General features: G+C 70.7%; 23 protein-coding genes and 2 riboswitches. Of the genes, 16 read left to right on the forward strand and 7 right to left on the reverse strand.

Annotated elements, in window-relative coordinates; translation table 11 throughout:
• The first annotated feature begins 122 nt into the window (after window positions 1-122).
• Window positions 123-1,829 (forward strand): electron transfer flavoprotein-ubiquinone oxidoreductase, encoded by a 1,707-nt coding sequence (locus tag Q9R47_RS00340; RefSeq protein WP_311231274.1) that lies wholly within the window; start codon window positions 123-125, stop codon window positions 1,827-1,829.
• A 36-nt stretch (window positions 1,830-1,865) separates the two neighbouring features.
• Here the strand turns inward: Q9R47_RS00340 and Q9R47_RS00345 are convergent, their stop codons facing one another.
• Complete coding sequence (locus tag Q9R47_RS00345; protein ID WP_311231275.1) at window positions 1,866-2,798, reverse strand: ZIP family metal transporter; 933 nt, start codon at window positions 2,796-2,798, stop codon at window positions 1,866-1,868.
• Between the two features lie 87 nt (window positions 2,799-2,885).
• Complete coding sequence (locus Q9R47_RS00350) at window positions 2,886-3,851, reverse strand: ferritin-like domain-containing protein (RefSeq protein ID WP_311231276.1); 966 nt, start codon at window positions 3,849-3,851, stop codon at window positions 2,886-2,888.
• Window positions 3,852-4,150: 299 nt separating this feature from the next.
• Here Q9R47_RS00350 and Q9R47_RS00355 point away from each other — a divergent pair, with 299 nt between their 5' ends.
• The 4 genes from Q9R47_RS00355 to Q9R47_RS00370 all read left to right on the forward strand — a co-directional run bounded on the left by Q9R47_RS00355 (window position 4,151) and on the right by Q9R47_RS00370 (window position 7,805).
• Window positions 4,151-4,768, forward strand: a complete 618-nt coding sequence (locus tag Q9R47_RS00355) for a lipocalin family protein (RefSeq protein ID WP_311231277.1) — start codon at window positions 4,151-4,153, stop codon at window positions 4,766-4,768.
• A 252-nt stretch (window positions 4,769-5,020) separates the two neighbouring features.
• Window positions 5,021-6,004, forward strand: coding sequence for an ABC transporter substrate-binding protein (locus tag Q9R47_RS00360; protein WP_311231278.1), 984 nt, complete (start codon window positions 5,021-5,023; stop codon window positions 6,002-6,004).
• Between the two features lie 105 nt (window positions 6,005-6,109).
• Window positions 6,110-6,997 (forward strand): ABC transporter permease, encoded by an 888-nt coding sequence (locus tag Q9R47_RS00365; protein ID WP_311231279.1) that lies wholly within the window; start codon window positions 6,110-6,112, stop codon window positions 6,995-6,997.
• Between the two features lie 13 nt (window positions 6,998-7,010).
• Window positions 7,011-7,805, forward strand: a complete 795-nt coding sequence (locus tag Q9R47_RS00370) for an ABC transporter ATP-binding protein (RefSeq protein ID WP_311231280.1) — start codon at window positions 7,011-7,013, stop codon at window positions 7,803-7,805.
• A 53-nt stretch (window positions 7,806-7,858) separates the two neighbouring features.
• Here Q9R47_RS00370 and Q9R47_RS00375 read toward each other — a convergent pair whose 3' ends face one another.
• From Q9R47_RS00375 to Q9R47_RS00385, 3 genes are all read right to left on the reverse strand, one after another.
• Entirely contained in the window at window positions 7,859-9,199 is a 1,341-nt protein-coding gene (locus Q9R47_RS00375) for an amidohydrolase family protein (RefSeq protein ID WP_311231281.1), read from the reverse strand.
• A gap of 94 nt (window positions 9,200-9,293) precedes the next feature.
• Window positions 9,294-10,079 (reverse strand): alpha/beta fold hydrolase, encoded by a 786-nt coding sequence (locus Q9R47_RS00380; protein WP_311231282.1) that lies wholly within the window; start codon window positions 10,077-10,079, stop codon window positions 9,294-9,296.
• Between the two features lie 11 nt (window positions 10,080-10,090).
• Window positions 10,091-10,960, reverse strand: a complete 870-nt coding sequence (locus tag Q9R47_RS00385) for a fumarylacetoacetate hydrolase family protein (RefSeq protein WP_311231283.1) — start codon at window positions 10,958-10,960, stop codon at window positions 10,091-10,093.
• A 227-nt stretch (window positions 10,961-11,187) separates the two neighbouring features.
• Between Q9R47_RS00385 and Q9R47_RS00390 the strand changes: the two genes are divergently transcribed.
• Complete coding sequence (locus Q9R47_RS00390; protein WP_311231284.1) at window positions 11,188-12,096, forward strand: AraC family transcriptional regulator; 909 nt, start codon at window positions 11,188-11,190, stop codon at window positions 12,094-12,096.
• Here the strand turns inward: Q9R47_RS00390 and Q9R47_RS00395 are convergent.
• Window positions 12,062-12,520, reverse strand: coding sequence for an Lrp/AsnC family transcriptional regulator (locus Q9R47_RS00395; RefSeq protein WP_053843023.1), 459 nt, complete (start codon window positions 12,518-12,520; stop codon window positions 12,062-12,064). The two genes, Q9R47_RS00390 and Q9R47_RS00395, sit on opposite strands and share 35 nt — an antisense overlap.
• Before the next feature lie 289 nt (window positions 12,521-12,809).
• A riboswitch (glycine riboswitch) is annotated at window positions 12,810-12,907 on the forward strand.
• Window positions 12,908-12,926: 19 nt separating this feature from the next.
• Window positions 12,927-13,056, forward strand: a riboswitch (glycine riboswitch).
• Between the two features lie 64 nt (window positions 13,057-13,120).
• On the opposite strand from Q9R47_RS00395, the gene gcvT reads away from it, so the two are divergent.
• The 10 genes from gcvT to Q9R47_RS00445 all read left to right on the forward strand — a co-directional run bounded on the left by gcvT (window position 13,121) and on the right by Q9R47_RS00445 (window position 25,781).
• Entirely contained in the window at window positions 13,121-14,251 is a 1,131-nt protein-coding gene (gene gcvT, locus Q9R47_RS00400; protein WP_311231285.1) for a glycine cleavage system aminomethyltransferase GcvT, read from the forward strand.
• Between the two features lie 141 nt (window positions 14,252-14,392).
• Window positions 14,393-14,767, forward strand: coding sequence for a glycine cleavage system protein GcvH (gene gcvH, locus Q9R47_RS00405; RefSeq protein ID WP_311231286.1), 375 nt, complete (start codon window positions 14,393-14,395; stop codon window positions 14,765-14,767).
• 112 nt (window positions 14,768-14,879) lie between these two features.
• Complete coding sequence (gcvP, locus tag Q9R47_RS00410) at window positions 14,880-17,771, forward strand: aminomethyl-transferring glycine dehydrogenase (protein WP_311231287.1); 2,892 nt, start codon at window positions 14,880-14,882, stop codon at window positions 17,769-17,771.
• Between the two features lie 47 nt (window positions 17,772-17,818).
• Entirely contained in the window at window positions 17,819-18,256 is a 438-nt protein-coding gene (locus tag Q9R47_RS00415; protein WP_311231288.1) for an FKBP-type peptidyl-prolyl cis-trans isomerase, read from the forward strand.
• Window positions 18,257-18,271: 15 nt separating this feature from the next.
• Window positions 18,272-19,315, forward strand: coding sequence for a MerR family transcriptional regulator (locus tag Q9R47_RS00420; RefSeq protein ID WP_311231289.1), 1,044 nt, complete (start codon window positions 18,272-18,274; stop codon window positions 19,313-19,315).
• Window positions 19,316-19,334: 19 nt separating this feature from the next.
• Window positions 19,335-20,636: an MFS transporter gene (locus Q9R47_RS00425; RefSeq protein ID WP_311231290.1), complete on the forward strand. Its 1,302-nt coding sequence runs from the start codon at window positions 19,335-19,337 to the stop codon at window positions 20,634-20,636.
• 127 nt (window positions 20,637-20,763) lie between these two features.
• On the forward strand, window positions 20,764-23,109 hold the full coding sequence (locus Q9R47_RS00430; protein ID WP_311231291.1) for an ATP-binding protein: 2,346 nt from the start codon (window positions 20,764-20,766) through the stop codon (window positions 23,107-23,109).
• 5 nt (window positions 23,110-23,114) lie between these two features.
• The gene (locus Q9R47_RS00435; RefSeq protein ID WP_311231292.1) at window positions 23,115-23,807 is read left to right on the forward strand and encodes an RluA family pseudouridine synthase; all 693 of its coding nucleotides are present in this window, start codon (window positions 23,115-23,117) and stop codon (window positions 23,805-23,807) included.
• A gap of 29 nt (window positions 23,808-23,836) precedes the next feature.
• Window positions 23,837-24,646, forward strand: a complete 810-nt coding sequence (locus Q9R47_RS00440; protein ID WP_311231293.1) for an SDR family NAD(P)-dependent oxidoreductase — start codon at window positions 23,837-23,839, stop codon at window positions 24,644-24,646.
• 142 nt (window positions 24,647-24,788) lie between these two features.
• Window positions 24,789-25,781 (forward strand): tripartite tricarboxylate transporter substrate binding protein, encoded by a 993-nt coding sequence (locus Q9R47_RS00445; protein WP_311231294.1) that lies wholly within the window; start codon window positions 24,789-24,791, stop codon window positions 25,779-25,781.
• A 36-nt stretch (window positions 25,782-25,817) separates the two neighbouring features.
• Here the strand turns inward: Q9R47_RS00445 and Q9R47_RS00450 are convergent, their stop codons facing one another.
• A complete protein-coding gene (locus tag Q9R47_RS00450; RefSeq protein ID WP_311231295.1) occupies window positions 25,818-26,735 on the reverse strand; it encodes a LysR family transcriptional regulator in 918 nt (305 codons plus the stop codon).
• Between the last annotated feature and the right edge of the window lie 113 nt (window positions 26,736-26,848).

Raw genomic sequence — 26,848 nt, forward strand, 5'->3', positions numbered from 1 at the left:
AAAGAACGATCGTTCGATTGTTGCGCCGCAGGTGCATACAATGGACCGCACAGCGCCCGCGCGGGGCCCCACGCCCAGCACGCGACATCGTTCGATTATCAAATGCCGAGACGAGACAACCCATGACGAAAGACGAAATCCTTGCCCAATACGGCCCGCGAGAGGCCATGGAATACGACGTGGTGGTGGTCGGCGGCGGCCCGGCCGGGCTGTCCACCGCCATCCGGCTCAAGCAGATGGCCGCCGAGAACGGCCAGGACGTCTCGGTCGTGGTGCTGGAAAAAGGCTCCGAGCCCGGCGCGCACATCCTCTCGGGCGCCATCATGGACCCGCGCGCGCTCACCGAACTGTTCCCCGACTGGAAGGAGCGCGGCGCGCCCCTGAACCAGCCCGTGACGGAAGACGCCATGATCTTCCTGGGCGAGAAGTCTTCCTTCCGCACGCCCAACTTCCTGCTGCCCGGCTGCTTCCAGAACCACGGCAACTACATCGTGAGCCTGGGCAACGTGGTGCGCTGGCTGGCCGCGCAGGCCGAGGAACTCGGCGTGGAGATCTTCCCGGGCTTCCCCGCGGCCGAGGTGCTCTACAACGAGGACGGCTCGGTCAAGGGCGTGGCCACCGGCAACATGGGCGTCGGCAAGGATGGCCAGCCCACGGGCGATTTCCAGCTCGGCATGGAGCTGCACGCCAAGTACACCATCTTCGCCGAAGGCTCGCGCGGCCACCTGGGCCGCCAGCTCATCGCGCGCTACAAGCTCGACGAGGGCCGCGATCCGCAGAGCTACGGCATCGGCATCAAGGAGCTGTGGGAGATCGACCCGCAGCGCCACCAGCCCGGCTTCGTGATGCACACGGCCGGCTGGCCGATGAAGAGCGACACCTACGGCGGCTCCTTCCTCTACCACGCGGAAGACAACAAGGTCACGCTCGGCTTCATCACCGGGCTGGATTATTCCAACCCCTACCTGAGCCCGTTCGAGGAGTTCCAGCGCTGGAAGACCCACCCGAACATCCGCTACTACCTGGAAGGCGACGAAGCCAAGGGCATCAAGCCTGCCAAACGCATCGGCTATGGCGCGCGCGCGATCACGGCCGGCGGCCTGCTGTCGCTGCCGAAGTTCGTGTTCCCGGGCGGCGCGCTCGTGGGCTGCGAGGCGGGCTTCCTGAACGTGAGCCGCATCAAGGGCAGCCACGCCGCCATCAAGACCGGCATGCTCGCGGCCGAGGCCGCCTACGACGCGGTCCGCGCCGGCCGCCAGCACGACGAGCTCACCGCCTTCCCGCAGGCCTTCGAGAACAGCTGGCTGCACGAGGAGCTGAACAAGGCGCGCAACTTCAAGGCCTGGTTCAAGAAGGGCCTGGCCACGGCCACGCTGATGAACGGCATCGAGCAGTTCGTGCTCAAGGGCAACATCCCCTGGACGCTGCACCGCGACAAGCCGGACTACGCCTACCTGAAGCCCGCGGCCGAATGCAAGCCCATCGTCTACCCGAAACCGGACGGCAAGCTCACCTTCGACCGGCTCTCCAGCGTGTTCATCAGCAACACCAACCACGCCGAGCACCAGCCCGCCCACCTGACGCTGAAGGACGCGAGCGTGCCGGTGAACATCAACCTGGCAAAGTACGCCGGGCCCGAAGCGCGCTACTGCCCAGCGGCAGTGTATGAATTCGTGCCCGACGAATCGCAGGGCGGCAACGCGCAGCGCCTGCAGATCAACGCGCAGAACTGCGTGCACTGCAAGACATGCGACATCAAGGACCCGACGCAGAACATCGTGTGGGTGACGCCGGAAGGCGGCGGCGGACCGAACTATTCGGGGATGTGACCCAGGGGCGCGGCGGGCGCCCGGCCGGCGGCCGGCCTAGCCGAGCGCCGTGTCCAGCAGCATCATCGCCACGAAGCCCAGCATGAGCCCGGCCGTGGCCGAGGTCTCGTGGCCCTGCCGGTGCGATTCCGGAATGATCTCGTGGCTGATGACGTACAGCATCGCACCGGCGGCGGCCGCCAGGCCCCAGGGCAGCAGCCCCGCCGACAGGCCGATCAGCGCGACACCGGCCACCGCCGCGACCGGCTCGATCAGGCCCGACACCAGCCCCAGCCCGGCCGACGCCCAGCGGCCGTAGCCGACGCCGCGCAGCGCGAGGGCGACCACCATGCCTTCGGGCACGTCCTGGATCGAGATGCCGGCGGCCAGGGCCTGGGCGCCCACGCCGTCCGGCCCGGCGAAGGCGACGCCGATCGCCAGGCCTTCGGGCAGGTTGTGCAGCGTGATCGCCAGCACGAACAGCCAGGCCCTCTTGAACGCCCTCGCCTGCGGGCCTTCGAGGCCCTTCACGAAATGCTCGTGCGGCACCGCGCGGTCGATCCAGAGCAGCAGGAAGGCGCCCAGGAGGATGCCCGCGCCCACCGTCCCGCCGGCCCCCCAGGGGCCCGCGCCCTGGGCCCGCGCCGCCGCGATGGCCGGGATCACGAGCGAGAACGCGCTCGCCGCCAGCATCACGCCCGCCCCGAAGCCCAGCATGGTGTCGTGCGTGCGCTGCGAGAATTTCTGCGACAGCAGCACCGGCAGCGCACCCAGTGCCGTGGCGGCCGCGGCCATCAGCCCGCCGACGAGCGCGCCCCGCATGCGTTCGTCGTTGGACCAGACGCCCTGGAGCGCCTGCGAAGCCAGGACCGCCGCCCCCACCGCGGCGATGGCGAGCCCCAGCCATTGCCGCCAGGTGAGCGGCCTCGGAACGGATGAGGGTGGCGGTGCCGTGGCGGCCGGGGGCGGACCGCTGTGGATCGTGGGCATGGTGACTCCTCCTCTGCTGCGTTCTCTGGATGGGAACGCCGGCCGGCAGGCGAAAGCGAACGCCCGCCGGGACCGGCCGGACTCGCCTTACATGTAGGCGCTGCTCAGGCGCAGGTTGCCATTGACGCCCGCCGGGAAGAAGCCGCCCTGGCTCGCCGCATCCCGCGTCAGGTAGACGATGTTCAGCACGTCGTCGGGCGAGCGGCTGTAGGCGATGCCGTTGGCGTCCAGCGGCACGATGTTGGCGGCACCGGCGGCATCGGGCGCGATGCCCTGGTCGACGTCCTTGGAGTTGTCGAGCGAATCGCGGGCGTCGGAGATCTTGCCGGCCGCCGCCTGCGCATCGACCCCCTTCGCGTACAGCACGGTGCGCACCAGCCCGGCGTGGTAGGCCTCCGCGGCGAGGATGCCGGCGGCTGCTTCCAGGTACGTCTTGTTCTGGATCAGCGGCGAGGCGCCCTTGTAGGCGGTCACGCCCACGTCCTCGAAGATGAAGGCGCCCAGCAGGAAGCTGAGGTCGTCCTTGTAGGGGTTGAAGGCGGTGCCCACCGGCACCAGGCCCGCGGCCTGCGCGGCCTTGGAGAAGGCGCCGTTGGGATCGGTGCCGCCCACGTCGATCGACGGCATGGCCACGGCCGAGGAGCCCAGGGCGTTGCGCAGGAAGGCGACGTGCGCCAGTTCGTCCGCGGCGATCTCCTTGGCGTAGGCCGCCACGACCGGGTCCGAGAACGGCACCCGGCTGCCGCCGCGCGCTGTGCCCCGCGTGCCCGTGCCGGTGGTGAGCGCATCGGGCAGGCCTGCGCCGGTCGTCGCGTAGAGATAGAACTGCGCTTCGAGGTATTCGAGGTTCAGCGCGAAGTTGAGGATTTCGGCGTCGGTGGGCGCGTCCGCGCCGATGGCGTCGCCCGAACCTCCGCCGCAGGCCGTCAGGATGGCCCCGCCGGCCATCCCGGCGGCGAACCCGCCGGTCTTGCGGAAGAACATCCGGCGCTCTTTGAGCTTGTCGGAACGGCGCTGCAGAATTTCCTGGGGCGATGCGGGAAGGTCGATCATGGTGGCTCCTGTGGGGTGCGCACGGCGCACGGAATGGCACATGTCGGTCCAGCGGCGGATACGCCGTTGCCGTGGGAAGGGCCGGGCACGGGCGGCGCGGCCCTGTTCGCGGCCCTCGCCTCCCGCAGCACGTCCCTGCATGCGGATACGCCGCGCGGCGCCGGCCGGATTCAGCTTTGCGAAAAGAATTCGGCGGCGGCGCATTCCCACGACCAGGTGCGCCCCGCGCCTACAGGGCGCCGCATGGCACCTCGCGAGACTCGTGGCATTTGCCCGTCCCTTTGCAGGAGCCCCGAGAGATGCCCCGTCCAGACCTACAGCGCTACACCACCCACCGCCGCACGCCCATCGCCACGCCGCTCGTACTGGGTGCCGCGGCGGCAGCGGCCGGAGCGGCGGCGGCGCTGTACCTGCGGGCCAACGTGCGGCCACCGGCCGGCGTACAGCCGGTGCGGGGCTTCAACATCGACCGGTACGCCGGCCACTGGTACGAGGTCGCGCGCATCGACCAGCGCTTCGAGCGCGGCCTGGTGCGCACCAGCGCGCACTACAGCCGCCGCGGCGACGGCAGCGTGCGCGTGGTGAACCGCGGCTACGACCCCGAGCGCGGCCGCTGGCGCGAAGCCGTGGGCCGGGCGGAATTCCTGGGCGACACCGGCACGGGCGCGCTCAAGGTGTCCTTCTTCGGCCCGTTCTATGCCGGCTACTTCGTTGCGGCGCTCGACGAGGACTACCGCTGGGCGATGGTGATCGGGCCGCGCCGGGACGCTTTCTGGATCCTGTCGCGCACCCCCACGCTGCATGCGGTGGTGCGTGAACGCCTGCTGGCCCGCGCGCGTTCGCTGGGCGTGGACGTGGCTCGCATCCTGTGGGTGCCGCAGGAGGATGCCTCCGCGCCGGTGCCGAAGCGGCGCTGAGCGGCCCTTCCCGCACCGACGCCCCCTCTCCAGCGGCTTTCCGCCGATCCGCAGCGCGGCGCTGCGGCATCGCGGCCGTTGCGGGCCCTGCCGCGGCGTGCGCAGTAGACTCCCCACCCCGGGCCCCGCGGGCGTTGCCGTCCATCGGGCCCGGTTCCGTTCCGGCGAAACCGCGCCCGCCTCCGGCGGGCATCCGCAGTCACGCCCCCGCGCCCCGCCCCGTGCGTGGCCGGGCAGGCAGAAAGTTCGAGCATGAATCAGCATCCGTTCGGCGCCCTCGCGCTGGCCGCCGCGGCCACCCTGGCCGCCGTCTCCGTCCCCGCCGTGGCCCAGCAGGCCGCCGCGCCCAAGTCCGTGGCCGTGACGGCCATCGTCGAGCACCCCGCGCTGGATGCGATCCGCGACGGCGTGAAGGCGAGCCTGCAGGCCGCCGGCTACGAAGACGGCAAGACGCTCAAATGGCAGTACCAGAGCGCCCAGGGCAACACCGGCACGGCCGCGCAGATCGCGCGCAAGTTCGTGGGCGACCAGCCGGATGCGATCGTCGCCATCGCCACCCCGTCGGCCCAGGCCGTGGTGGCCGCCACCAAGACGGTGCCGGTGATCTTCTCCGCCGTGACCGATCCGGTCGCCGCCAAGCTGGTGAAGAACTGGGAGCCGAGCAAGAACAACGTGACCGGCGTCTCCGACCTGCTGGCCCTCGACAAGCAGATGGAACTGGTCAAGCAGGTCGTGCCGGGCGCCAAGCGCGTCGGCGTGGTCTACAACCCCGGCGAGGCCAACTCCGCCGTCGTGGTCAAGGAACTCAAGGCCCTGCTGCCCAAGATGGGCATGACCCTGGTCGAGGCCGCCGCGCCCCGCTCGGTCGATGTGGGCAGCGCCGCGCGCAGCCTGATCGGCAAGGCCGACGTGATCTACACCAGCACCGACAACAACGTGGTGTCGGCCTACGAATCGCTGGTCAAGGTCGGCCAGGAAGCCAAGCTGCCCCTGGTGGCGGCCGATGCCGACAGCGTCAAGCGCGGCGCGATCGCCTCCTTCGGCATCAACTACCGCGACCTGGGCGAGCAGACCGGCCGCATGGTGGTGCGCGTGCTCAAGGGCGAGAAGCCCGGCGACATCAAGCCGGAGATCAGCACCAAGCTGGAGCTGACGGTGAACCCCGGTGCGGCCGAGAAGCAGGGCGTGAAGCTCTCCGACGCCTTCATCCAGTCCGCCGCGCACGTGGTGAAATAAGAGCCTGCCCCGGTCCGGCACCCGTGCCGGGCCGCACGCAGCCTCTCTTCTTCCCCAGCCCGCAGGAGCTTCGGCTCCTGCTTTGCTTTCGCAAGGCCTCCCGCCATGTCCCTCTTCTCCCTGCTCGGCGCCGTCGAGATCGGGCTGATCTTCAGCCTGGTCGCGCTGGGCGTCTTCATCTCGTTCCGGCTGCTGCGCTTTCCCGACCTGACGGTGGACGGCAGCTTCCCGCTGGGCGGCGCGGTCTGCGCCGTGCTCATCTCCACCGGCACCAACCCCTATGTGGCGACGCTCGCGGCCACGGCGGCGGGCGCGGTGGCCGGGCTCATCACCGGCTGGCTCAACGTCAAGCTGAAGATCATGGACTTGCTGGCCAGCATCCTGATGATGATCGCGCTGTACTCCATCAACCTGCGCATCATGGGCGGCCCCAACGTGCCGCTGATCAACGACCCCACGCTGTTCACGCTGCTGCAGCCCGAGGGCCTGGCCGATTACATCGCCCGCCCCGCCCTGCTGCTGGTGATCGTCGTCGCCGCCAAGCTGGCCATGGACTGGTTCTTCGCCACCGAGCGGGGCCTGGCCATCCGCGCCACCGGCTCCAACGCCCGCATGGCCCGCGCCCAGGGCGTGAACACCGGCGCCATGGTGCTGCTGGGCATGGCGGTGTCGAACGCGCTGGTGGCGCTGGCCGGCGCCCTGTTCGCGCAGACGCAGGGCGGCTCGGACATCTCCATGGGCATCGGCACCATCGTGATCGGCCTGGCCGCCGTGATCGTGGGCGAGAGCATCCTGCCCTCGCGCCGCCTCGTGCTGGCGACGCTCGCCGTCGTCATCGGCGCCATCGTCTACCGCTTCTTCATCGCGCTGGCGCTCAACAGCGACTTCATCGGGCTGAAGGCGCAGGACCTGAACCTGGTGACGGCCGTGCTGGTCACCGTGGCGCTCGTGATTCCGCAAATCAAGCGCAAGCTCGCGTCGAAGCAGCGTTGAAAGGGACCGCACCATGCTGAGCGCACAAGACCTGCACATCACCTTCAACCCCGGCACGCCCATCGAGACGCGCGCGCTGCGCGGCATGTCGCTGGACATTCCGGCCGGCCAGTTCGTCACCGTGATCGGCTCCAACGGGGCCGGCAAATCCACCTTCCTGAACGCCATCTCGGGCGACCTCTCGGTGGACACGGGCCGCATCGCGATCGATGGGGACGACGTCACCCGCCAGCCCGTCTGGGCGCGGGCGAAACGCGTGGCGCGCGTCTTCCAGGACCCGATGGCCGGCACCTGCGAAGACCTGACCATCGAAGAGAACATGGCGCTCGCCCAGCAGCGGGGCACGCTGCGCGGCCTGCGCGGCGCGGTGAAGGCGCAGCAGCGGGGCACCTTCCGCGAAAGGCTCGCCACGCTGGGCCTGGGGCTGGAGAACCGCCTCACCGACCGCATCGGCCTGCTCTCGGGCGGCCAGCGCCAGGCCGTGAGCCTGCTGATGGCGGCGCTGCAGCCCTCGCGCATCCTGCTGCTGGACGAACACACCGCCGCGCTCGACCCGCGCACGGCCGATTTCGTGCTGCGGCTCACGGCCCGCATCGTGGCCGAGAACCGGCTCACCACCATGATGGTCACGCACAGCATGCGCCAGGCCCTGGACGTGGGCCAGCGCACCGTGATGCTGCACCAGGGCCAGGTGGTGCTGGACGTGTCGGGCGAGGAACGCAGCCGCCTGGACGTGCCCGACCTGCTGCAGATGTTCGAGAAGGTGCGCGGCGAGAAGCTGGCGGACGACGCGCTGCTGCTGGGCTGATGCGCGCGGATGCCAGCGCCGCCGCCGGAGCCGGCGCGGAATCCGCCAGCGGCTCAGGACATCTCGGCCAGCGCCTCCTTCACGCCTTCCTCGCGCAGCGGATGGTCGCCGCCTTCCAGGTGCAGGGCGGCTTCCGCAGGCGCAGGCGTGGAGCACTCCTTGAAAATCGCGCCTTCCTTCATCACCAGCTGGATGCGGGCCGGTTCGGTGAGTACCGACAGGTCCGCCAGCGGGTCGCCGTCCACCAGTACGATGTCGGCGATGTAGCCCTCCTGCAGCTTGCCCAGCTCGTGGGGGCGCATCATGATCTCGCCGCCCAGGGCAGTGGCCGCCAGCAGCGCCTCCTTGGGGGTCATGCCGATGTAGTCCACGAAGTACTGCAGGTCGTTAGCGTTCGTCCCGTGCGGCATCCAGGCGAACCCGTAGTCCCCGCCGGGCAGGATGCGGATGCCGCGCCGGTGCATCTTGCGCAGGGTGTCCGATGCCACCTCCAGTTCGCGCCTGTAGCCCATCTGCGTGGCCACGGCTTCGGTGATGCCGTACTCGGCGGCATGGTAGGTGGTGCGCACCAGCCAGCCGATGCCGGGCGCGACGAAATGCCGGTCCTTGGCGGCTTCCAGCATGTCCAGCGCTTCTTCGTCCGCGAAGCTCGCGTGGTAGACCATCTCGATGCCGTGGCGCACGCAGAGCTTCACCGATTCGCTGGATCGCGCGTGCGCCGCGACGCGTTTGCCGTAGCGGTGGGCCTCTGTCGCCAGCATCGCCACCTCCTCCTCGGAGAAAGGCGACATCTCCGCCGGCAGGCCCGCAATGTATTCGCCCGACAGATTGATCTTCAGGTGATCGACCCCGTACTTGACGAAGGTGCGCGCGGAGCGGCGGATCTCCTCGGGGCCGCTGCAGACGCTGCCGAAGCTCAGTTCCTCGAACGGCATGTGGGGCAAGGTGTTGTCGCCCAGTGCGCCGATGGTGGTGATTTCCTGGGAGCCGGCCAGGTAGCGCGGTCCGGGGAATTCGCCCGCATCGATGGCGTTGCGCAGCACCACGTCGAGTCGGGGCTTGGCGGCGGCCGCGCCGATGGCCGAGGTCCAGCCCATCTCCAGGTAGCGCTTGGCGACGCGTACGCACCAGAGCATGTGCTCCTCGGGCGGCATGAACTGGATGGCCGCGAGCGAGGGCTGGTCGTTCCACGAGAAATGGGTGTGGGCCTCGGTCATGCCGGGCATGAGGAAACGGCCGCGCCCTTCGAACACGCGCGCACCCGCGGTGTCCACCGTCGCGGGAGCGCGCGCCACCCGCACGATCCTGCCGCCATCGACCAGCACGTCGCCGGGATAGGGATCGGCACCGGTGCCGTCGAAGATGCGGACGTTCGTGAATGCATATCGGGTCATGTCTCTCTCCTTCTGCTTTGTGGGGAATGCCCGGCGGAATGCGCGCGGCGGCGCACCCGTTCCGGAAAGGGAATGCAGTCGGTCTGGAAGCCGTTCAGCGCGGCAACCGTGCGTGGAAGCGCTGCAGTTCCTGGATGCAGCGCGCGGGCTGCTCCAGCGTCGTCCAATGGCCGCAGCCGGGCAGCACGGTCACTTCGGCTCCCGCGATGCGCTGCGCCATCTCATCGACGCGCGCTGGCGGCGCCACGCCATCCTGGTCGCCCGTCACCAGCAGCACGGGCACACGCAACTGCTCGATGGGCGCGGACTGCGCTCCGGCCAGCGCCTCGCAGCTGCGGGCGTAGCCCTCGGGCGGCTGGCGCATGACGAGTTCGCGGATGGCAGCCAGCGCCGCCGGGTTGCCGGCCTTGGTTTCCACGCTGGTCGCACCCTGCACGATCGCGTCCGCGATGTCCTGCATGGCCGCGGCGCCCTGCCGCGCGAGTTCGGCGCGCGCGCGTATGCCGGGCCGGCCCGCGTCGGGCGGCGCCACCAGGGGGCCGAACAGCGCCAGCGAGCGCACGCGCTCCGGGTGGGCGGTGGCCAGGTGCTGCGCGACGATGGTGCCCAGCGAATGGGCCACGACGTGCACGGCATCCACCTCCAGTGCAGCCAGCAGCGCGGCCATGCGATCGGCCAGCGCCTCGACGCACAGCGCGCCGTCCGGCAGTCCGGACCGCGCGCTGCCCGGCAGGTCCGGCGCGACGCGACGGAACGGCTGCAGCGCCTGCGCGATGGGCGTCCAGACGTTGGAGGAGCCGCCCAAGCCGTGGATGCAGAGCACCGCCTCGCCGTCACCGGCCATCTCCACGGCCATGCCTTCGATGATGTGTGTCGCCATGGGTCCTCCGGTCAGACAAATGCGTTCTCGATGAAGCCGATGCCGTCGATCTCGACGCGGACGCGATCGCCCGGACGCAGATAGCGCGGTGGCGAGAGGCCCATGCCCACACCGGCCGGCGTGCCCGTGGCGATCACGTCACCCGGGTACAGCGTGATGCCGCGGGAGACGGTTTCGATCAGTGTCGGGATGTCGAAGATCATCTGCTCCGTGGGGCCGTCCTGGCGCAATTCGCCGTTGACCCGGCAGCGCACGCGGGTGCGCGTGCCGTCCAGTGCGTCGGCCGTCACGATCCATGGGCCCATGGGGCAGAAGGTGTCGAACGACTTGCCCATGTCCCACTGCTGGTGGCGCATCTGCACGTCGCGCGCGGTCACGTCGTTGACGATCGTGTAGCCGAAGACATGCTGCAGCGCGTCGGCGCGGGCGATGTTCTTGCCGCCGCGGCCGATCACCACGGCCAGTTCGGCCTCGTAGTCGATCTGCTCGGACACGCCGGCCGGCAACTGCACGGGATCGTGCGGGCCGACCACGCATTCGGGCACTTTGGTGAACACGATCGGCCACGACTCGGGATTGGCGTCGTTGCCCTTGAACACGGATGCCGACAGCTCCTTGGCATGCGCGTGGTAGTTGCGGCCCACGCACCAGACATTGCGCAGCGGCCTGGGCAATGGTGCACGCAAGTGCACGTCGGCTACCGCATGGGTGCGGCCGGTAGCCGGAGGCAGGGGCTTGCCCCGCGCCAGGGCCTGGATGAGCGGCAGCACGCCCAGGGCGGCATCGGCAGCGGAGACGTCGAGTGCGGAGAGAGTCTGCCCGGATGGATCGGCCAGTCCGACCGCGGGAAGCCCGTCCACGATGAAAGCGGCAAGGCGCATGGTTTCTTGCTCCAGAGAGGGTTGCGTATCGGTGCGCCTGCACCGCGGCGGTTGCCGGTGCAGTGCGCGCCCGGTTCCCAATTTATGGGTTCGCCCCCGCGCGCGCTTATCGCGCCGTCGCGCGACATATCAAACAGTCTGATCGCGTCCTAAGGAGATACCCGGGTGGGGGCCAACCCGGCCGCTGCGCGGCCGGAGAATCCCGCCATCGATGGTCGGAGCAGCACATGGCGGAGGCATATGCGTTACACGAAGGGGCATTCGGCACGGCCGTCGTGCTGGAGCTGCGCGCGGACCTCGTGCCGCATGCACACTCCGAGGCACAGCTCGCCTTCTGGCTGGGCGGAACGCGCGCCACCGCGCGCGTAGGAACGCAGCAGGTGGACTACGGCGAGGACACCGCCCTCGGTGTGAACGCGTTCGAGTCGCACGACCTGGCGCTGCACGGCGATGGCGAATCCGCGGTGTTTCTGGCGTTCATGGTGCGCCACGACTGGCTGCAGGAGCGCGCTGCCGCCGCGGGGCGGGGCTTCCGCTTCGCATCGCCACGGCTGCACATCGACGGCGCGCTGCGCAGGGCCTGCTGGCAGGTGCTGGACCTCATCCTCTCCGCGCAGGCGGCCCCTGCGGACATCGACGACCGGGTGGAGGAATTGCTGGTGGCGGCCACGAGCGCCGCGGGGGAGGCGGAGCGCCGGCCCTGCATCGGCGTGGGCGCGTCGCTCGACGCCCGCTTGCGCAACGCCATCGCCCACATGCGCGAGCACGTCTCCAGCAAGGCGACGGTGGACGAGATCGCGGCCCGGGTGGGGCTTTCCCGCGCGCACTTCTTCGCGCTGTTCCGCGACCAGCTCAACACCACGCCACAGGTCTTCTGGAGCGCAGTGCGGGTCGAGGAAGCGATGCGCCGTGTGGGCCTGGGCGCGCCGCTGACCGACGTGGCGCTCGACCTCGGCTTCTCCGCACCCAGCAACTTCTCGCGGTTCTTCAAGGAGCACACGGGCGTGCCGCCCTCGATCTTCCGGCGCGCCGTGCGCACACCCATGCCGGCCACGGTCACCGGCATTCCGCGCCAGGCGGCAGCGGCAGCGGCAGCGCCGCTCAGTCCGCGCGCAGCGGCAGGTCCGCCTTCTTGAGCGTGCGCAGCACGAAGCTCGACCGGCTGTGGCGGATGCCCTTGATCTTGTAGAGCTTCTCGCGCAGCAGGCGCTCGTAGTCGCGCGTGTCCTTCACGACCACGCGCAGCAGGTAGTCGTAATCGCCGGAGACGAGGTGCGCCTCGATCACCTCGGGAATGCTCGCGAGCGTTTCGCCGAACTTCTCCAGCGTATTGTCGGAATGGCTGTCGAGCGTGACCTGCACGAGCACGGTGTCGGCGAGGTCGAGCGCCTGGGCGTTGAGGCGCACGGTGTAGCCCTCGATCACCCCGGCCTCTTCCATCTTGCGGATGCGGCCCCAGCACGGCGAGGGGCTCAGGCCCACGGCCTGGCCGATCTCCTGCAGGCTCGCGCGGGCGTCGTCCTGCAGCACGGCCAGAATTTTTCGGTCGATGCGATCCATGGATGCATTCTGCCGGCAAAGCCGGTTAGGCAGAAGATTTTTCTGCGGAACATGCGGACCTGCAGAAATTCGAAAAATTCGTCGGCCACTCCACCGGCACAATCGTTCCCACAGGGCGCCTCCACCGGGGCGCCAGGCGAATGGCAAGGCCCCGGCCGGTTACCGCCGGCCCGGGGCGCTTGGCACCCCATCACACGGTGCTCCTCCACGCGGCGCCGAGACAGGCACGTGGCGCCAGAACCCGGGCACGGACGAACTTCGCCGCAGGGCCGCCGCACAGCCGTTAGAATCCGCCGGGTCAGGAGAGAGCGCCGCGCCCGCAACGGGTGGCCGGCGCCGCCGAAGGCGCAGGGAATCCCGAACGCTCAGGCAAAAGGACTGGCAAGGCGCCCGCAGGGATGCGGGCGTTTCCCCGGCTGGAGAGAGGCCTGCCCTGCACGGCAGGCCCACCGAAGGAGCAAGCCCGCCACGCGCCGCCCCCAGGCCGCGCGCACGGCGTGGTGAATCTCTCAGGTAAAGCGGACAGCGGGCACAGGCGTGGCGCTTCGATGGCGGCACGCGCGTCGTCCGTCCCCGCTCGCCCGAAAGGCCGCTCCGCCCATGTCCGCCGAATCCGCCCCCCTGCACACCACGCCGCTGCACGCGCTGCACCTCGAACTCGGGGCCCGCATGGTGCCCTTCGCCGGCTATTCCATGCCCGTGCAGTACCCCGCCGGACTGATGGCCGAGCACCTGCACACGCGGCAGGCGGCCGGCCTGTTCGACGTCTCCCACATGGGCCAGCTGCGCCTCGTCGGCCCCGATGCCGCCGCGGCCTTCGAGACGCTGATCCCCGTGGACGTGATCGGCCTCGGCCTCCACAAGCAGCGCTACGGCTTGCTGCTGAACGACGAGGGCGGCATCATCGACGACCTGATGTTCGTGAACCGCGGCGACGACCTGTTCGTGATCGTGAACGGTGCCTGCAAGGCCGGCGACATCGCCCACATCCAGGAGCGCATCGGCGGACGCTGCGAAGTCATTCCCCTGCCCGACCAGGCCCTGCTCGCCCTGCAGGGCCCGCAGGCCGCCGCGGCGCTCGCGCGGCTCGCGCCGGGCACGGCATCGCTGGTGTTCATGACCGGCGGGCGCTTCGAGATCGCCGGCTGCGACTGCTACGTGACACGCAGCGGCTACACGGGTGAGGACGGCTTCGAGATCTCCGTCCCGGCCGCCCAGGCCGAGGCGCTGGCGCGCGCACTGCTCGCGCAGCCCGAGGTGAAGCCGATCGGTCTCGGCGCGCGCAATTCGCTGCGGCTCGAAGCCGGCCTGTGCCTCTACGGCAACGACATCGACACCACCACCACGCCTCCCGAGGCCGCGCTGAACTGGGCGATCCAGAAGGTGCGGCGCACCGGCGGCGCGCGCGCGGGCGGCTTCCCGGGCGCCGACAAGGTGCTCGCGCAGATCGACGACCCGGCGCTGCTGAAGCGCCGCCGCGTGGGCCTGGTGGCGCGCGAGCGCGTGCCCGTGCGCGAGCACACGCCCCTGCAGAGCATTGACGGCGTGGCCATCGGCGAAGTGACCAGTGGCCTGCTGGGCCCGAGCGTGAACCAGCCCGTCGCCATGGGCTATGTGGCGCCCGGGTTCGCAGCCGCCGGCACGGTGGTCCACGCGATCGTGCGCGGCAAGGCGGTGCCGATGGAAGTCAGCCCCATGCCCTTCCTGCCGGCCCGCTACCACCGCGGCTGACCGCGGCGCGCCGCAGTCCGCGCCCGAGGCCTGCCGGCCGCGGCTACAGTCGCCATCGCGTGCCCCTTCCAGGGCCGCACCACCCTTTTTTCGTTTTCCCCGCCGCCTTTTTCCGCGGACCCTTTCTTCCAGGAGCCCCCCATGACCGTCAAATTCTCCCGCGACCACGAGTGGATCAACAGCGCCGACACGGGCGCCGCCGTCGTCGGCATCACCGTCCATGCGCAGGACGCGCTCGGCGACGTGGTGTTCGTCGATCTGCCCGAAGTGGGCAAGACCTTCGCCCAGGGCGAAGTGGCCGGTGTGGTCGAGTCCGTGAAGGCAGCCGCCGACGTGTACATGCCCGTGTCCGGCGAAATCGTCGAGGTGAACGAGGCGCTGCGCGCCGATCCGTCGCTCGCCAACAGCGCGCCGCTGGGCGATGGCTGGTTCTTCAAGGTGCGCCTGTCCGATGCGTCGCAGCTCGACGCGCTCATGGACGAGACGGCCTACACCGAGTTCTCCAAGAACGCCTGACCGGCTCTCGCGGCGGGCGGCGCTGCCCCCCGCCCGCCGCGGTGCGCACCTGCCGGTGCACCGCACCCCTTTTCCTTTTTCCCCCCTCCTTCCGCTGACCGGGATCCCTCCCATGCCCACGTCCACCCTGCCGCCGCTCTCCGCGCTCGAAAACGCCGCCGAATTCCAGCCCCGCCACATCGGCATCGATGCCGCGGACGAGGAGCGCATGCTCTCGGTCATCGGCGAGGCATCGCGCGCGGCGCTGGTGGGCGGCATCGTTCCGGCCTCCATCGCCCGCACCGAGCCGATGGAGCTTCCGCCCGCCGCGACCGAAGCGGCCGCGCTCGCGGAACTGAAGGCGATCGCTTCGAAGAACCGCGTGCTGCGCAGCTTCATCGGCCAGGGCTACTACGGCACGCACACGCCGGGCGTGATCCTGCGCAACATCCTCGAGAACCCCGCCTGGTACACCGCCTACACGCCCTACCAGGCCGAGATCTCGCAGGGCCGCATGGAGGCCCTGGTCAACTTCCAGACGATGGTGTGCGACCTCACGGGCATGCCGATCGCCAACGCCTCGATGCTCGACGAGGCCACGGCCGCGGCCGAGGCCATGACGCTCGCCAAGCGCTCCGTGAAGTCGAAGAGCCAGACGCTCGTCGTCTCGGGCGACACGCATCCGCAGACCATCGAGGTGATCCGCACGCGCGCCGAACCGCTGGGCATCAGCGTGGTGACCGCGAACTCGGAAGCCGAGTGGAACGCCGCGCTCGAGGGCGACTTCTTCGCCGCCGTCATCCAGTACCCCGCCAGCAGCGGCTGGCTCGCCGACTGGAGCGCCGACGTGGAGAAGATCCACGCGAAGCAGGCTGCCGCCATCGTCTGCGCCGACCTGCTGGCGCTCACGCTGCTGGTGCCGCCCGGCGAATGGGGTGCCGACATCGTCGTGGGCAGCACGCAGCGCTTCGGCATGCCGATGGGCGCGGGCGGCCCGCACGCCGCCTTCATGGCCTGCCGCGACGACTTCAAGCGCTCGCTGCCCGGCCGCCTGGTGGGCGTGAGCGTGGACGTGCACGGCCAGCCGGCCTACCGCCTCGCGCTGCAGACGCGCGAGCAGCACATCCGCCGCGAGAAGGCAACCTCCAACATCTGCACGGCGCAGGTGCTGCCGGCGGTGATCGCCAGCATGTATGCGGTCTACCACGGCCCCGAGGGGCTCAAGCGCATCGCCCAGCGCGTGGCGAGCTTCACGGCCATCCTGGCCAAGGGGCTCGTGGCGCTCGGCCATACCGCGCACCATCACGAGTCGGCATTCGACACCCTGTGCCTGCACACGAAGGAGCAGACCGGCGCGCTGCTGGCCCGTGCCGTGGAACGCGGCGCCAACCTGCGCGTGGCCTGGAACGACTACCTCTGCATCTCGCTCGACGAAACCACGACGCGGGCCGACATCGAACTGCTGTGGTCGGTCTTCGCCGCCGACGGGCAGGCCCTGCCGCGCATCGAGGATTTCGCGGACGGGGTGAGCCCGCTGATCCCGGCCGAACTGCTGCGCACGAGCGCCTTCCTCACGCACCCGGTGTTCAACACCCACCATTCCGAGACCGGCATGCTGCGCTACATCCGCCAGCTCTCGGACAAGGACCTGGCGCTCGACCGCAGCATGATCCCGCTGGGCAGCTGCACCATGAAGCTGAACGCCACGAGCGAGATGATCCCGATCACCTGGCCGGAATTCGCGCAGGTGCATCCGTTCGCGCCCGCCGACCAGCTGGAGGGCTACCGCCAGCTCGACGAACAGCTGCGCGCCTGGCTCTGCCAGGCCACGGGCTACGCCGGCATCAGCCTGCAGCCCAATGCCGGATCGCAGGGCGAATACGCGGGCCTGCTGGCGATCCGCGCCTACCATGCGGCGCAGGGCCAGGGCCACCGCAACATCTGCCTGATCCCGAGCAGCGCCCACGGCACCAACCCGGCCAGCGCCCAGATGGTGGGCATGCAGGTGGTGGTGACGGCCTGCGACGCGAACGGCAACGTCGACATGGACGACCTGCGCGCCAAGTGCGAGCAGCACGCCCAGAAGCTCGCCTGCGTGATGATCACCTACCCCAGCACGCACGGCGTGTTCGAGACGCAGGTGAAGGAACTCTGCCAGCTCGTGCACCGCCACGGCGGCCGCGTGTACGTGGACGGCGCCAACATGAACGCCATGGTGGGCGTGGCCGCGCCCGGCGCCTTCGGCGGCGACGTGAGCCACCTGAACCTGCACAAGACCTTCTGCATCCCGCACGGCGGCGGCGGCCCCGGCGTCGGCCCCGTCTGCGTGGTGGAAGACCTCGTGCCCTATCTGCCGGGCCATGCCACGGCCGGCGTGGCGGGCGGCACGGGGGCCGTCAGTGCGGCTCCTCTCGGCAATGCCGCCGTGCTGCCGATCAGCTGGATGTACATCCGCATGATGGGCCCGGACGGCCTGCGCGCCGCCACCGAGACGGCCATCCTCTCGGCCAACTACATCAGCGCGCGCCTGAAGGACCACTACCCCACGCTGTACGCGAGCGCCAACGGCCACGTGGCGCACGAGTGCATCCTGGACCTGCGCGGCTTCAAGGAGACCAGCGGCGTGATGGCCGAGGACGTCGCCAAGCGGCTGATCGACTACGGCTTCCATGCGCCCACGCTGTCCTTCCCCGTGCCCAACACGCTCATGGTGGAGCCCACCGAGAGCGAGACGCTGGCCGAGCTGGACCGCTTCATCAACGCGATGATCGCCATCCGCGGCGAGATCCGCCGGATCGAGCAGGGCGAGTGGCCCCAGGACGACAACCCGCTCAAGAACGCGCCCCACACCGCGCACAGCCTGCTGGGCGGCGAGTGGACGCACCCCTACCCGCGCGAGGCCGCGGCCTATCCGGTCGCGGCGCTGCGCCAGGCCAAGTACTGGTCGCCCGTGGGCCGGGTGGACAACGTCTACGGCGACCGCAACCTGTTCTGCAGCTGCGTGCCGGTGTCCGACTTCGCGTGAGAACGCGCGCGGGCTACCATCGCATCTTTTGACCGGAGACCCGAACCGTGAAGAAGTCCCTGCTGCCCGTCCTCGCCGCCGTCCTGCTGGCCGGTACCGCCTGCGCCCAGAAACCGGCGGGCGCCCCGGCGGAGTCCGCCGCGAAGGCGCCCGTGACCACCGCGAGTGGCCTGGTGTATGAGTCGATCAAGGAAGGCACGGGCGAATCGCCCAAGGCCACCGACGTGGTGAAGGTGCACTACCGCGGCACGTTCCTGGACGGCAAGGAGTTCGACAGTTCCTACAAGCGCGGCGAGCCCACCGAGTTCCCGCTCAACCGCGTGATTCCCTGCTGGACCGAGGGCGTGCAGCGCATGAAGCCGGGCGGCAAGGCCCTGCTGACCTGCCCGCCCGCCATCGCCTACGGCGCGGCCGGCGCGGGCGGCGTGATCCCGCCGAACGCCACGCTGCGCTTCGAGGTCGAACTCGTGTCCGTGCGCCGCTGAAGCAAGGTCCCGGGCGTGCAGTGGCTCCGCGTGGGCGAACTGGCGCGCCGCACCGGCCTGACGGTGCGGGCGCTGCACCACTACGACGAAATCGGCCTGCTGGCGCCTTCCGGACGCTCGGGCTCCGGCTATCGCCTCTACAGCGAGGCAGACGTGCGGCGGCTGCATGCCATCCAGACGCTGCGCCACCTCGGGCTGCCGCTCGGCGACATCGCCGGACTGCTGGAGGACGGCGGTCCGGACCCCGGGCACCTCATCGCGCAACAGATCGAGTCGCTGGACCGGCAGATCGCCCAGGCCGCCGAACTGCGTGCGCGGCTGTCCCTGCTGCGCGACGGCCTGATGACCGGATCTGCGCCCAGCATGGGCGATTGGCTCGATTCGCTGGCGCTGATGGCCACCTACGGCAAACATTTCAGCGCGGCCGAACTGCAGTGGATCTTCCGCAACTGGAAGCGCATCGAGGCCGACTGGCTCGTGGTGCGCGATCTCGTGCGCGGCGCGATGGACCGCAGGCTGCCGGCCGATGACCCACATGTGCAGCAGCTCGCCCACCGCTGGATGGACCTCATGCTCCACTGGATGGAGGGCGACATGGACCTGCTGGAGCGCTGGGGGCACATGTTCCGCACCGAACCGGGCGCGCAGGGCCGCAATCACGCACCGCCGGGCGACATGATCGCGTACATCGAGGCGGCGATCGACCTGCGCATGGAGCGTCTGCTGCGGCACGTCGACATGGCGGACCTGCGCCGCATGGGCCATGTTCCCTACACCGAATGGGCGGCCCTCGAAGCCGACGTGCAGGCGCTGATGGACCGGCGGCGGCCCCCGTCCTGCGACGAAGCCGCGGCGGCGGTCCGGCGCTGGAGTGCTCTGTTCGACACGCTGTGCGGCCACGACCCGGACCTGCGGCGCAAGCTGCTCGCGGCCTCGGCCGCCGAGCCGCTGCTGCGCGCGGGCGCGCCGCTCGGCCCGGCCGTACGGGCCTATCTGGAGACCGCCGCCCTGGCGTCTGCGCAACGGCACCCGGCACCGCTTGACCCTCACGCAACGTGAGGCTCGATATTCGGGGCCCATGACATCCGCTCCGACCTCCTCCCCTTCCGGTGCCCCGGCGCCCCTGTCGCGCAACCGGGATTTCCGCTGGCTCACGGCCAGCTCGGCCCTGTCGCTGCTCGGTGACCAGTTCTCGCTGATAGCCCTGCCCTGGCTGGTGCTGCAGAACACGGACGACACGCGTGTGCTGGGTACCGTACTGGCCCTCACCAGCGTGCCCCGGGCCCTGTTCATACTTGCAGGCGGCGCCATCGTGGACAGGCACTCCCCGCTGCGCATCCTGCGCACCACGCGCTGGCTGAACGCCGGGCTGACCGGCCTGCTGGCCCTGCTGGTCCTGGCCGGCCCGTGCCCGCTCTGGGCGCTGTACGCACTGTCGCTGGCCATCGGCATCTCCACCGCCTTCAGCATCCCGGCCGCGACCTCCATCACGCCGCGGGTAGTCGAGGCAGCTCAGCTGCACGCGGCCAACGGCGTCGGCATGGGATTGCGGCAGTTGGGCATGTCCGTCGGTCCGCTGTTCGCAGGTCTGCTGATCGCCGGGCTCGGCGGAGCGGGTGCGCGCCAGCCGGCGGACGCGACCGGCACCGGGGTGGCCTTCGCGCTGGATGCGCTGAGCTTCGCCGTCTCCGGCTGGATGCTCGGCCGGGTGCGGACGCGGCCAGCGGCCGGGCAGACGCCACCGGCCGGCGCCGTGGCGCGCTCCATCGGCGAGGGCCTGGCCCATGCCTGGCACGACCGGCCGCTGCGCACCTGCTTCCTCTACTGGGGGCTGCTGTCGGTGCTGGTGATGGGACCGACGCAGATCGCCCTGCCGGTGCTCGCGCACGACCACCCGCAACTCGGCGCCGCCGCCTTCGGCATCCTGGTGGGCGTGCACGGGGCCGGCACGCTTGCGGGCATGGCCCTGGCGGGCGCGCTGCCCCGACTGCGGCTCGTGAACCTCGGCACCACCCTGTTGGTGGTGGACGCCGTCGTGGGCCTGCTGATCGCGCCTCTCGGCGGCATCTCGGCGGTCTGGCAGGGCGCGCTGTTGATGGGTGGCGTGGGCCTGCTCGGCGGTTTCATCCAGGTGGGACTGTTCACCTGGATCCAGCAGCGCGTGCCTTCCCGCCTGCTCGGTCGCACCATGGCACTGTTCATGTTCATCTTCATGGGACTGCAGCCTGTGGCGGCGGCGGCCACCGGCTGGCTGCTGCGGGTCTTGCCGGCGGACCGGCTGTTCTTGGTGTGCGGCGGCACCCTGGTGCTGGCCGCGGCCATCGCAGCCGTGGTCACGCCGATGCGCCGGATGGAGGATGTGCGCCGGCCGCTGCCTTGACCGCGCAGGGCCGCGGGCCTTGGCGCATGGCTGCCGGCCCGCGGCGTACACTGGCAGGCTACCCACCACCGTGCCGCCGTTTCACGCGCCGGGTAGCGCAACCGTTCCCGAGCCGCCCCCGCCGCCCATGAGCCGTCCCCATCTGTCCTTCCTGCTGCCCCCCGATCCGGAGGGTGATCGCGGCGCTCCCCCGGACGGCGGGCCGGCAAGCCCGCCCCCGGACGCCGCGCCTGCTGCGCCGGCGCCGGCCGTCGGCGAGGCCGGTGCCAACCGGCGCAGCCCAGGCCGACCCGAAGGGCCCGTGGCCGCCCTCATCGCGGAGCTGCGCGCCTACCAGGCCGAACTGGAAGTGCAGAACAAGGTCCTGCGCTACAGCCAGGCCGCGGCCGAAAGCGCTTCCGAACGTTTCGAGACGCTCTTCGCCAGCGTGCCGCTGGCCCTCATGGTGCTCGACGAGCACGACATGGTGGTGCAGGCCAACTCGATGGCGCACCGCTGCTTCCAGCCCACCGAGGCCGACCGGCCGCTCACCTCGCTGATGCCGTTCGTGTGCTCTGACGACGCCGACCGCGTGCGCGACACCTTCGCGCAGGCACGCGACCAGGGCCACGGCGAGGCCAGCGAAGTGGTGTTCCCGATCGGCCGGCACGGCGCGGGCATCACGGGCGACCTGTACATCGCGCGCATCGAGGCCCCGCAGGCGGACGGCGCCCCCGCCCAATTGCAGTACCTCTGCGCGGTGGTGGACCAGGGCCCGCTCGTGGCCGAGCGGCGCGCCCTGCAGCAGAGCGCCGCGGCCCTGCAGGAGCGCAATGCGCAGCTCTACGCCAGCGAGCGGCGCCTGGAGGCCGTGATCAATTCCGCGCTGGACGCCATCATCTGCGTGGACCAGCACCAGCGCATCACCGTCTTCAATCCCACGGCCGCTGCGCTGTTCCAGTGTTCCACCGCCGACGCGCTCGGCAGCCCGCTCGACCGCTTCCTGCCCGATGCCGTCCAGGCGCTCGCGTTCGCCCAACTGGCCACCCAGGCGGTGCTCGGCGAGATGGTGGCCCTCACCGCCAGCGGCAAGGAACTGGCGGTGGAAGTGAGCGTGTCGTTCGAGCGGCATGCCGAGGGCGAGACCACCACGGTGTTCGCGCGCGACCTCACCGGCCGCAAGAAGGCCGAGGCGCACCGCAGCGAGCTGGAAGCGCAGCTGCGCGAGTCGCACAAGATGCAGGCCGTGGGCACCATGGCCGGCGGCATCGCCCACGATTTCAACAACATCCTGAGCGCCATCCTCGGCAACGTCGAGCTGGCCAAGGCCGACTGCGCCGCCGATGCGCCGGCGCTGGAGAGCCTGCGCGAGATCGAAAAGGCCGGCCGGCGCGCGCGCGACCTGGTGCGGCAGATCCTCACCTTCAGCCGCAACGAGCCGCCGCAGCGCACCGCCGTGCCCGTGTCGGAAGCCGTGCACGACACCGAGCGCCTGCTGCGCGTGACGCTGCCGCCCGCCATCGAGCTGCGCCTGCAGATCGACGCGCCCCTGCCCGCCATGCTCGCCGACGCCACCCAGGTCGAACAGGCGCTGCTGAACCTCTGCACCAACGCGATCCACGCCATCGGCGATGCGCGCGGCACGGTGCGGGTGGAAGCCTCGGCCACGCAGCCCGACCAGCGCCTGTGCGAACGGCTCGCCCTGCCCCCCGGCGAGTACGTGGTGATCAGCGTGATCGACAACGGCCCGGGCATGGACGCCGCCACGCAGCAGCGCATCTTCGAGCCGTTCTTCACCACCAAGCCCGTCGGCCAGGGCACCGGCCTGGGGCTGGCCGTGGTGCACGGGGTGATGCGCACCCACGGCGGCGCGGTGGACGTGCAGAGCGCGCCCGGCGAAGGCAGCCGCTTCACGCTCTACTTCCCCGCGGTGCCGCAGGCCCCCGCCGCCGCGCCGGCACCCGAACGGGACCGGCCTGCCGCCGCCGCGCGGCCGGCCCCCGCGCCCGCTCCCGCCCCGCGCGAGGCGGAAACCGGTGCAGGTGCGGAGGCCGCCAGCACCGCACCGCCCCCGCCCCCGCCCCCGCCCCCGCCCGCACAGGCCAGCCCGCCCGAGCGCCAGCACCACGTGATGTACGTGGACGACGACCAGGCGCTGGTCTTCCTCGTGCAGCGGCTGCTGCGCCGGCGCGGCTACCGCGTGAGCGGCTTCACCGATCCGCGGGAGGCGGCCGTGGCGCTGGCCGGCGACCCGCAGGCCTACGACCTCGTGGTGACCGACTACAACATGCCCGGCTACTGCGGCGTGGATCTGGTGCGCGAGGCCAAGCGCATCCGCGCCGACCTGCCCGTGGCGCTCGCCTCGGGCCACGTCACGGCCGAGATCGAGCGCGATGCGCTGGCCGAGGGCGCGAATGCGCTGATCCACAAGCCCAACGACGTGGACGAGCTGTGCGCCACGGTGCACCGGCTGGTGCACGGCTCCGCGACGTGAGCGCCGTGAGCGGTCCCGCGCCGGACGGCGGCGCGCAGCCGCCCGTGCCCGAATGCCTCTACGCCGATGGCGACCTCATCGTGCTCGCCAAGCCCGCGGGCCTGCTCTGCGTGCCCGGCCGCGGCCCGGACAAGCAGGACTGCCTGAGCGCCCGCGCCGCGCGCCAGTGGCCCGGTGCCTGCGTGGTGCACCGCCTCGACCAGGCGACCTCGGGCCTCGTGCTGATGGCGCTCCATGCCGGGGCGCAGCGCGCGCTCGGCCACGCCTTCGCCGCGCGCGAGGTGCACAAGCGCTACGTGGCGGTGGTGCACGGGAGCCAGGGCACCGTCCCGGACGGCCCCTGGCAGGCGATCGATCTTCCCATCGCCGCCGACTGGGAGCGCCGTCCGCTGCGCGTGGTGGACCCGCAGCACGGCAAGCCGAGCCTCACGCGCTGGCGGCCGGCGCCGGCCACCGAAGGCGCCCCGGCACCGGCGCCCGACACCCTGCGCGTGCTGCTGGAGCCCGTCACTGGCCGCACGCACCAGCTGCGCGTCCACATGGCGGCCATCGGCCATCCGATCCTGGGCGATGCGCTCTACGCGCCGCCGTCCGTCCAGGCCCGCGCGCCGCGGCTGCTGCTGCACGCGCAGCAGATCGCGTTCGCGCATCCGCGCACCGGCGCTCCCCTGTCCTTCCATCTGCCCGCGCCGTTCTGAGCAGGCCGCCGCAGTACCATCGCGGCACCATGCAAGGCACTTCCCTCCCCTCGTCCTCCGCGGCTGCGGCCTCCCCCTCGGAGCCGCGCCCGCTCGTCATCCTCACCGGCGCCTCGCGCGGCATGGGCCTGGCCATGGCCCGGCAGCTGCTGCAGCAAGGCCATGCGCTCGTCACGCTCGCCCGCGCCACCAGCGGCGAGCTGGCCGGCATCGCGCAACAGGCCGGCGCGCCGCTCGAACAGTGGGAGCAGGATCTCGCGGACGGCGCCGCTGCCGCCGGGCGCCTGCGCCAGTGGCTCACGGCCCGGCCGGCCGGCAGCTACGCGAGCGCCACGCTCATCAACAACGCGGGCGTGGTGCCCCGCATCGCCCCGCTGTCGGACTGCGAACCGGCCGATCTCGCGAATGCGCTGCGCGTCGGGCTCGAAGCGCCGATGCAGCTCACCGCCGCGTTCCTCGCCGCCACGCGCGGCTGGGGCGTGCCGCTCAAGGTGCTGAACATCTCGTCCGGCCTCGGGCGCCGCGCCATGGCGTCGCAATCGGCCTACTGCGCGGCCAAGGCCGGCATGGACCACTTCACGCGCTGCCTCGCGCTCGATGAAGCGCAGCGGCCTGGCGGCGCCCGGGTATGCTCGCTGGCTCCCGGTGTGATCGACACCGACATGCAGGTCCATCTGCGCGCCGCCGACCCGGCCGCTTTTCCCGACCAGCAGAACTTCGCCAACCTCAAGACGGATGGCGCACTGACCTCGCCCGATGACGCCGCCGCGCGCGTGCTCGCCTGGCTCGCCCGCCCGGACTTCGGCGACACCCCCGTGGCCGACGTGCGGCAGCCCTGAGGCCCTCGCGCTGCCGGGCCGCGCCCGGCCATCGCGAAGATTCCGCCGCGCCTAGCGCTTGCCCGGTTGCGCGCGGCCTCCCGGCACGCCAAGAATGGCGGCCACCGCATACGAAGTATTTCCTTCCGGAGACAAACCACCCATGATCCGCACCGCGATTTCTTTCGCCGCCCTCGCCTTCGCGCTGGGCACCGCCACGGCCCAGACGGCCCCGTCCGCCGCGCCCCCCGGCAATGCCTACCCCGCCAAGCCCGTGCGGCTCATCGTGCCCTTCCCGCCCGGCGGCGGCACCGACATCCTCTCGCGCCTCGTCGCGACCAAGCTCACCGAGACCCTGCACTGGACGGTGGTGCCCGACAACCGCGCCGGCGCCGGAGGCACCATCGGCATCACCGAGACCGTCAAGGCCGCGCCCACGGGCTACGACCTCGTCATGGGCCAGAAGGACAACCTCGTCGTCGCGCCCTACCTCTACAAGAACCTGCCCTGGGACCCGACCAGAGACCTCGTGGCCATCGCGCACGTGGCCTACACCCCGGTGATCATCGCCACCAGCGCCAATTCGCGCTTCAAGACCCTGGCCGACGTGGTGGCCGCCGCGCGCGCCGAACCCGGCAAGGTCACCTATGGCTCGCCCGGCAACGGCACCACGATCCACCTCGCGGGCGACCTGTTCGAGAAGGCCGCGGGCATCAAGCTCAGCCACATTCCCTACAAGGGTTCCAACCCGGCCCTGATGGACGCGATGGCCGGCAACGTGGACCTGCTGGTGTCCTCCGTGCCCTCGGCCATGGGCCAGATCAAGTCCGGCAAGCTGCGCCCGCTGGCCGTGACCTCCATCAAGCGCAGTTCCTCGCTGCCCGACGTTCCCACCGTGGCCGAATCGGGCTACAAGGGCTTCGACGTCAGCTCCTGGTACGGCATCTTCGCGCCCGCGGGCACGCCGGCCGGCGTGGTCGCCACCGTGAACACCGAGGTCAACAAGCTGCTCGCCCAGCCGGACATGCGCGCCGCCATCCAGGCCCAGGGCGCCGAGCCGGAGTCGATGAGCAGCGCGCAATTCTCGACGCTGCTCAAGACCGACTATGCGAAGTGGAAGGGCATCGTGGAGGCGTCGGGCGCGAAGATCGAGTAAGGGCAACCGCGGCGCAGCCGCGGGGCAGCGCGCGGTTCACGCCGGGGCCCGCGCGTCCGGCACCCCGGCCTCTTCCCGCGCGATGATGAAATCGATCAGGGCGCGCACCGCCGGCGTCTGGTAGCGGTCGGGCACGTGCAGCAGGAATTTCTGCGTCGACAGGAAATCGAGCGCATCCGGCTCCAGCGCCAACAACTGCAGACCGCCGCGCGCGACCGCTGTCTCCACCATGTAGTCGGGCATCAGCCCGACCCCCAGCCCCTGCGATATGGCGTCCAGCAGGAAGTGGAAGTTCGCGGAGATGAGGCGCGGCCGGATGCGCGCGACGCGCCGGCTCGTCCCCTGCACCCAGGTGGTCCGCAAGCGCTCGCTGGTCTGCGACGAAGCGATCAGCGGCAGCGCCCGCAGCGCCTCCAGGTCCTGCGGCCGGCCGTGCCGCTCCAGGAACGCCGGGGCCGCGCACGCCACGTAGCGCACCGTGCCCAGCCGGCGGGCCACGAGCTGCGCCGGGGGCTCGGCCATGACGCGCACGGCGAAATCGATCGATCCCTTCACCAGGTCTTCGAGATCGTTGTTGAAGATCGCGTGCAGGGCGATGTCCGGATGCGTGCGCATGAACTCCGTGAGCCACGCCGACATGCGCAACTGGCCATAGCCGATCGGCACGCCCAGCCGCACCGTTCCCTGCAGCCCCTTTCCCAGGTCGTTCACCACTTCGTCGGCCGCCATGACCTCGTGGCGCATCGCCAGGCCGTGCTCGTAGAGCTTGAGCCCGATCTCGGTGGGAACCAGCTCCCGCGTGGTCCTGCGCAGCAGTTGCACGCCCAGCTGGCGTTCGAACCGGTTGATCCGCTGGCTGACGTTGGCACGGCTCATGCCGAGGGCCGCCGCCGCCCGGCTCAGGTTGCCGGCCTCGATGATGTCCACCAGCAGGCCCAGGGCTTGCACATCCATTGTCAACCTCCAGTTAGCATAACCATCACCAATTTCGCACGATTGTAAATTTTCACGAACGTCCGAATAATCGGGGTCCAACGCCGCCGGCAGCCCGCCTGCTGCGGCCTCTT

Origin of the sequence: Acidovorax sp. PRC11 (assembly GCF_031844105.1) — a bacterium.
GTDB lineage: Bacteria > Pseudomonadota > Gammaproteobacteria > Burkholderiales > Burkholderiaceae_C > Paracidovorax.

Coding starts and splice junctions, on each gene's coding strand:
- Q9R47_RS00365 (WP_311231279.1), top strand. CDS start 6,110: ATGTCCCTCTTCTCCCTGCTCGGCGCCGTCGAGATCGGGCTGATCTTC.
- Q9R47_RS00395 (WP_053843023.1), bottom strand. CDS start 12,520: ATGGATCGCATCGACCGAAAAATTCTGGCCGTGCTGCAGGACGACGCC.
- Q9R47_RS00370 (WP_311231280.1), top strand. CDS start 7,011: ATGCTGAGCGCACAAGACCTGCACATCACCTTCAACCCCGGCACGCCC.
- Q9R47_RS00385 (WP_311231283.1), bottom strand. CDS start 10,960: ATGCGCCTTGCCGCTTTCATCGTGGACGGGCTTCCCGCGGTCGGACTG.
- Q9R47_RS00450 (WP_311231295.1), bottom strand. CDS start 26,735: ATGGATGTGCAAGCCCTGGGCCTGCTGGTGGACATCATCGAGGCCGGC.
- Q9R47_RS00355 (WP_311231277.1), top strand. CDS start 4,151: ATGCCCCGTCCAGACCTACAGCGCTACACCACCCACCGCCGCACGCCC.
- Q9R47_RS00445 (WP_311231294.1), top strand. CDS start 24,789: ATGATCCGCACCGCGATTTCTTTCGCCGCCCTCGCCTTCGCGCTGGGC.
- Q9R47_RS00360 (WP_311231278.1), top strand. CDS start 5,021: ATGAATCAGCATCCGTTCGGCGCCCTCGCGCTGGCCGCCGCGGCCACC.
- Q9R47_RS00425 (WP_311231290.1), top strand. CDS start 19,335: ATGACATCCGCTCCGACCTCCTCCCCTTCCGGTGCCCCGGCGCCCCTG.
- Q9R47_RS00340 (WP_311231274.1), top strand. CDS start 123: ATGACGAAAGACGAAATCCTTGCCCAATACGGCCCGCGAGAGGCCATG.
- Q9R47_RS00380 (WP_311231282.1), bottom strand. CDS start 10,079: ATGGCGACACACATCATCGAAGGCATGGCCGTGGAGATGGCCGGTGAC.
- Q9R47_RS00440 (WP_311231293.1), top strand. CDS start 23,837: ATGCAAGGCACTTCCCTCCCCTCGTCCTCCGCGGCTGCGGCCTCCCCC.
- gcvH (WP_311231286.1), top strand. CDS start 14,393: ATGACCGTCAAATTCTCCCGCGACCACGAGTGGATCAACAGCGCCGAC.
- gcvP (WP_311231287.1), top strand. CDS start 14,880: ATGCCCACGTCCACCCTGCCGCCGCTCTCCGCGCTCGAAAACGCCGCC.
- Q9R47_RS00350 (WP_311231276.1), bottom strand. CDS start 3,851: ATGATCGACCTTCCCGCATCGCCCCAGGAAATTCTGCAGCGCCGTTCC.
- Q9R47_RS00430 (WP_311231291.1), top strand. CDS start 20,764: ATGAGCCGTCCCCATCTGTCCTTCCTGCTGCCCCCCGATCCGGAGGGT.
- Q9R47_RS00390 (WP_311231284.1), top strand. CDS start 11,188: ATGGCGGAGGCATATGCGTTACACGAAGGGGCATTCGGCACGGCCGTC.
- gcvT (WP_311231285.1), top strand. CDS start 13,121: ATGTCCGCCGAATCCGCCCCCCTGCACACCACGCCGCTGCACGCGCTG.
- Q9R47_RS00375 (WP_311231281.1), bottom strand. CDS start 9,199: ATGACCCGATATGCATTCACGAACGTCCGCATCTTCGACGGCACCGGT.
- Q9R47_RS00345 (WP_311231275.1), bottom strand. CDS start 2,798: ATGCCCACGATCCACAGCGGTCCGCCCCCGGCCGCCACGGCACCGCCA.